Origin of the sequence: Mesorhizobium sp. M8A.F.Ca.ET.021.01.1.1 (assembly GCF_003998025.1) — a bacterium.
In the GTDB taxonomy this organism is placed as follows: domain Bacteria; phylum Pseudomonadota; class Alphaproteobacteria; order Rhizobiales; family Rhizobiaceae; genus Mesorhizobium.
This window is the reverse complement of sequence record NZ_RZSJ01000364.1, coordinates 1-6,178: the sequence shown is the minus strand read 5'-3', so window position 1 is coordinate 6,178 and position 6,178 is coordinate 1. Positions and strand designations below refer to the sequence as shown.

The window sequence follows — 6,178 nt, the reverse complement described above, 5'->3', positions numbered from 1 at the left end:
GCCAGGCGTTCAGGAACCTGTTCAACGGCCCCAGTGCCGGAAGCGGCGCTGGCCATGGCGTGGCCGTCTACGACATCAGCGCCAAGACCGTCTACATGCCGGACGGCCAGCGGCTCGAAGCGCATTCCGGCCTCGGCGCCATGGTTGACCAGCCGCGCTATGTCCACGTGAAGGACCGTGGTCCGACGCCGCCCGACACCTACAATCTGTCGCTGCGCGAATCCCGCTTCCACGGCGTCGAGGCGATCCGCCTGACACCGACGAGCGGCGGCAACAAATACAACCGCAACGGCCTCCTCGCGCATACCTACATGCTGCGCGGCGGCCGCGCCGAATCCAATGGCTGCGTCGTCTTCCGGGACTATGCCCGCTTCCTCGCCGCCTTCAAGAAGGGCAGGGTTACACGCCTCGTCGTGGTGGATCGCCTGAAGGGATCGGCGACCCGGGTCGCGTCGAACGGAAGCGGCGCTTGAGATAAGGCGGAACCCACCGCCACCTCCTGACAGCCTTCTGTCAGGAGCATGACGCGCCCGCCGGCCAGCCTTCATCGCGCTCTTTCCATTTTCGCCAAGACCTCCCATATTCGGGACATGGCCAAATCCCCCGACAAAAGAACGCCGCCGACGGCGGATGACGACCGCGCCGCGCCGAAGCGGCGCAGCCCGCTGACCGATTTCCTCGACGCGTCCGAGCCGCTGCACAAGGGCGGCTTCGCCGAGATGCCGCAGGCTGAGCTGACGGGCACGCCGCTGACCGGTTCGATCGCGGATTGGGCCGAGCAGATCGAACAGGAGGCTGAACGGGAAGGCCGCGCCGCGGGCAAAGGCGGCGGCGCCAAGTCGCCGAAGAAGATTCCAGAGCGCTCCGCGGCGCCGGGCCGCACCGCGCGCGGCACCTCGATGGGCGGCGCCGCGTCGGCCCGCGAACGCACGGCGGCCGGCCTCAATCCGGTCGCCGGGCTCGACATCTCGCTGGAAGAAGCCGAGACGATGTCGTCCAGTGGCGTCACCGCCACCGTGGCCGCGCTCTCGGCTCTGATCGAATCCGGCAATCCGCTGCACAAGGACGGCGTGCTGTGGACGCCGCACCGCCCTGCCCGGCCGGAGAAATCCGAAGGCGGCATCGCCATCAAGATGGTGTCGGACTTCGAACCGGCGGGCGACCAGCCGACCGCCATCAAGGATCTGGTCGAAGGCGTCGACAACAACGACCGCACGCAGGTGCTGCTCGGCGTCACCGGCTCCGGCAAAACCTTCACCATGGCCAAGGTGATCGAGGAGACGCAGCGCCCTGCCTTGATCCTGGCCCCCAACAAGACGCTGGCCGCGCAGCTCTATTCAGAGTTCAAGAAATTCTTCCCCGACAATGCGGTGGAGTATTTCGTCTCCTACTACGACTATTACCAGCCGGAAGCCTACGTTCCGCGCACCGACACCTTCATCGAGAAGGAATCCTCGATCAACGAGCAGATCGACCGCATGCGCCATTCGGCGACGCGTTCGCTGCTCGAGCGCGACGACGTCATCATCGTCGCCTCGGTGTCCTGCATCTACGGTATCGGGTCGGTCGAGACCTATACGGCGATGACCTTCCAGATGCAGATCGGCGACCGGCTCGACCAGCGCGCCCTGCTCGCCGACCTCGTCGCCCAGCAGTACAAGCGCCAGGACATCAATTTCGTGCGCGGCTCGTTCCGCGTGCGCGGCGACACGATCGAAATCTTCCCGGCCCACCTGGAAGACCGCGCCTGGCGCATCTCGATGTTCGGCGACGAGATCGAGGCGATCACCGAATTCGACCCGCTGACGGGCCAGAAGACCGGCGAACTGAAGAGCGTCAAGATCTACGCCAACTCGCACTATGTGACGCCGCGCCCAACGCTGAATCAGGCGATCAAGTCGATCAAGGAAGAGCTCAAGCACCGTCTGGTGGAACTGGAGCGCGCCGGCCGTCTGCTGGAAGCGCAGCGGCTGGAACAGCGCTGCCGCTTCGACCTGGAGATGCTGGAAGCCACCGGCTCCTGCGCCGGCATCGAGAACTATTCGCGCTATCTCACCGGCCGCCAGCCCGGCGATCCGCCGCCGACTTTGTTCGAATACATTCCCGACAACGCACTGGTCTTCATCGACGAAAGCCACGTCACCGTGCCGCAGATCGGCGGCATGTATCGCGGCGACTTCAGGCGCAAGGCGACGCTGGCCGAATACGGCTTCCGCTTGCCCTCCTGCATGGACAACCGGCCGCTGCGCTTCGAGGAATGGGACGCCATGCGGCCGCTCTCGGTTGCCGTTTCGGCGACGCCGGGCGGCTGGGAAATGGAACAGGCCGGCGGCGTCTTCGCCGAGCAGGTCATCCGGCCGACCGGGCTGATCGATCCGCCCGTCGAAGTGCGCCCGGCGAAAAGCCAGGTCGACGACGTCGTCGGCGAGATCCGCGAGACGACGGCCGCCGGCTATCGGACGCTGGTCACCGTGCTGACCAAGCGCATGGCCGAGGACCTGACCGAATACCTGCACGAGCAGGGCGTGCGCGTTCGTTACATGCATTCCGACATCGACACGCTGGAGCGCATCGAGATCCTACGCGATCTGCGGCTTGGCGCCTTCGACGTGCTGGTCGGCATCAACCTTTTGCGCGAAGGTCTCGACATTCCAGAATGCGGCTTCGTCGCCATCCTCGACGCCGACAAGGAAGGTTTTCTGCGTTCGGAGACATCGCTGATCCAGACCATCGGGCGCGCTGCCCGCAATGTCGACGGCAAGGTCATCCTCTACGCCGACCAGGTCACCGGCTCGATGGAACGGGCGATGGCCGAGACAAACCGTCGCCGCGAAAAGCAGATGGAGTGGAACGCCGCCAACGGCATCACGCCGGAATCGGTCAAGTCTCGGATCTCCGACATTCTCGACTCGGTCTACGAGAAGGACCATGTCCGCGCCGATATCTCGCAGTTCACCGACGGCGCCGGCGCCATGATGGGCAACAATTTCAAAGCCCATCTCGACGCGCTGGACAAGCAGATGCGCGACGCCGCCGCCAATCTCGACTTCGAGAAGGCGGCCCGCATCCGCGACGAGATCAAGCGGCTGCGCGAGATGGAACTGTCGATCTCCGACGATCCGCTGGCGCGCGAGGTGGAAGGCCAAAGTCCGGCCTCGGGCCGCGAAAAAGGCAAGCACAACAAGGGCGTGGCCAAGCATCGTACGGCTGAGGAACAGGAGCGGTTCCGCAAGCTCGACCAGGCACGTGCCGCCGAAGAGGCGGCCAAGGCCGCCCGGCCCAACCTCTTCCGCAAGCCCGATCTCGACGAGATGGGCGCCGACGGCGCCGTACCGGTGAAGAAGCCGCTGTTCGCCAAGCCGTCGCTGGACGATATGGGCCCCGGTACCGACATGCCGACCCCGTCAGGCGCGGTGTCGCGCTCGCTGTTCAAGAAGCAGTCGGCCGAAGAGGCGCACGGCTCCGATTTCGGCATCCCGGGCGACGCGACCAAACCGCTGTTCAAGAAGAACTCACTCGACGAAATGACCGTGCGGCGCACGGAGACGCCGATCGAAGGCGAGAAGCCGGTCAAGCGCGAGCGCACCGGCATCGGCTCCTACGAGGACCCAGGCGACGCCCGCCGCGAAAAGCGCCGGCCTGGCAAGACAGGCAGACCGGGAAAGTAGCGATCCTTCGCGCCCCCTCTGTCCTGCCGGACATCTCCCCCACGAGGAGATCGGATATCATCTTTGCTTTCGCCAATCTCCAACGTCGCGCAATGAGCGAGGCGCACAAGCTGCCAATCTCCCTCCTTGTGGGGGAGATGTCCGGCAGGAGGGGGGCGCTGTCCCTCCAACATAGATCAGCTCTTCTTGGCACCTTGCCAGTCATGGGACGAACCTATACGGGCCTTGGCATTGGCTCCTTCGCTCGGAAACCAAACTCCCGCACGGCCCACCCCCATGAAACCCAGAGACATCGCCGCCTACATCTTCCTGGCCGTCACGTGGGGCCTGTCCTTTCTGGTCCTGCTCAAGGTGGTGCACGCATTCGGCTGGGTCGGCGCGGTCACCTTGCGCGCGCTGATTGCCGGCAGCACGCTCTTTCTGCTTGCCGCCGCGACGCGGCGACGGCTGGATTTCAGCGCCGGCTGGCGGCACTTCGCGGTGGTCGGCGCGACGACCGTCGCCGCTCAGCTGATCGGCCTTTCCTATGCCACGCCGCGCATCGGCACGGCCATGGCGGCTATCCTGGTTGCCGCGATCCCGCTGTTCTCGATGATCATCGGCCAGCTCTGGGGGCTTGAGCGCATCACTGTTCGTGGCCTGGGCGGGCTGCTGCTCGGCGCTGCCGGCATTGTCGTCCTGGTCGGCTTCCCCGCCGTTCCGGTCACCGCATCCTTTGCGACCGGCTGCGCCGCCTCGCTGTTCAGTTCGTTCTCGGCCGCCTTCGGCAGCAATTACGCCAATCGCCATCTGCGCTCGGCCGGCTCGCTGGAACTCACCAGCGCCGCCTTCCTGTTCGGTGGGCTGATGACGCTGCCGCTGCTGCTCGTCGTGCCGGTGCCGGCCATTCCGCGCCCCGTCGACTTCCTTTACCTGGCGATCCTGGCCTGCGTCATGAGCGCATTGACCTATGTCGTCTATTTCCGGCTGGTGGCCTCAATCGGTGCAACCAGGACGATCAGCGTCGAATTCGCCGTGACCACGATCGCCGTGCTGACCGGAACGATCCTGCTCGGCGAGTCGCTGACCGTCATCCAAGGCTTCGGCGCGGTGGCGATCATCTGCGGCTGCATCCTGGTGCTGGACCCCTTCCCGCGCCGCGCGAAAGCGGTGGCCTTGCCATCAGCCCCGCCTTTGGTGTAGCCAGTCGTCACACTCGAACGTCTCGAAAGGAGGGCTCACGTGTTTACGTTTTTTCGTCACCATCGTCAGCGTGGCCCGATTTCTGCCCTGCGAGCTAGCTTGCAGGGCTGACCAGGGACGGTCCGGGTTTTTTTCCCGCTTCGATTTTTTGGTCTGCCCTTCGTGGTGTGCAACGCCTGGCCTGATAGCCGGCACGCGCACCGTCAAAGTGCATTGACCCGGACTTTCCGGACAGACCAGAGAAATCGAAAATGGCCCTGATCAGCCTCAAATCCCTCGGCGTCACCATGAGTGCGCCGCTCTTCTCCAATCTCGACCTCAGCATCGGCACTGGCGACCGGCTCGGCATCGTTGCCGCCAACGGCCGCGGCAAGTCGACCTTGTTGAAATGCCTGGCCGGCGAGCTGGAGCCGACGACGGGCGACATCACCCGCACGCGCGGCCTGCGCGTCGGCCATGTCGAACAGTCCGTTGCCCCTGCCCTGCTCGGCAGTACTTTTTACCAGGTGGTGGCGGATGCCTTGCCACCGGAGCAGACCGACAGCGAGATGTGGCGCGTCGACGTGGTCCTCGATTCGCTCGACGTGCCCGAGCCAATGCGCGAGCGGGAGATGCGGGCGCTGAGCGGCGGCTGGCAGCGGCTGGCGCTGATCGCCCGCGTTTGGGTCACCGATCCCGACGTGCTGCTGCTCGACGAGCCGACCAACCATCTCGACCTCGCCCGCATCAGCCAGTTGGAAACCTGGCTCAACGCGCTGCCGCGCGACGTGCCCGTCATCATCGCCAGCCATGACCGCGCCTTCCTCGACGCCACCACCAACCGCACGCTGTTCCTGCGTCCGGAACAGTCGCCGGTGTTTTCGCTACCCTACTCACGGGCCCGGGAAGCGCTGGACGAGGTCGACGCCTCGACCGAGCGAAAATTCCAGCGCGACATGAAAGTGGCGCAGCAATTGCGCCGGCAGGCGGCCAAGCTCAACAATCTCGGCATCAATTCGGGCAGCGACCTGCTGACGGTCAAGACCAAGCAGCTCAACCAGCGCGCGGAAAAGCTCGAAGAGGCAGCCAATCCGGCGCATCGCGAAAAATCGGCGGGCGCGATCAAACTCGCCAATCGCGGCACGCACGCGAAGGTGCTGATCACGCTCGACGACGCGGCGGTGGAAACGCCCGACGGCACGCTGCTGTTCAGGACCGGCAAGCGCCACATCTGCCAGGGCGACCGCATCGTGCTGCTCGGCCGCAACGGCGTCGGCAAGTCGCGCTTCGTCACCTTGATCCGCAACGCCATCCTCGATCAGGATGCGGTGCGCAATGTGAAGGTGACG

The 6,178-nt window shown here is 65.2% G+C and carries 4 protein-coding genes; all 4 read left to right on the top strand.

The annotated features are described in order from the left end of the window. A partial coding sequence (locus EOA36_RS23890; protein WP_145969275.1) for a DUF2778 domain-containing protein occupies positions 1-473 on the top strand: 473 nt, incomplete at its 5' end. 117 nt (positions 474-590) lie between these two features. Then, the gene (gene uvrB / locus EOA36_RS23885) at positions 591-3,668 is read left to right on the top strand and encodes an excinuclease ABC subunit UvrB (RefSeq protein ID WP_127279689.1); all 3,078 of its coding nucleotides are present in this window, start codon (positions 591-593) and stop codon (positions 3,666-3,668) included. A 276-nt stretch (positions 3,669-3,944) separates the two neighbouring features. Continuing rightward, on the top strand, positions 3,945-4,850 hold the full coding sequence (locus EOA36_RS23880; RefSeq protein WP_127279688.1) for a DMT family transporter: 906 nt from the start codon (positions 3,945-3,947) through the stop codon (positions 4,848-4,850). 251 nt (positions 4,851-5,101) lie between these two features. After that, positions 5,102-6,178, top strand: a 1,077-nt coding sequence (locus EOA36_RS23875; RefSeq protein ID WP_145969274.1) for an ATP-binding cassette domain-containing protein, incomplete at its 3' end; no start/stop codon positions are given.

Coding starts and splice junctions, on each gene's coding strand:
- uvrB (WP_127279689.1), top strand. CDS start 591: ATGGCCAAATCCCCCGACAAAAGAACGCCGCCGACGGCGGATGACGAC.
- EOA36_RS23880 (WP_127279688.1), top strand. CDS start 3,945: ATGAAACCCAGAGACATCGCCGCCTACATCTTCCTGGCCGTCACGTGG.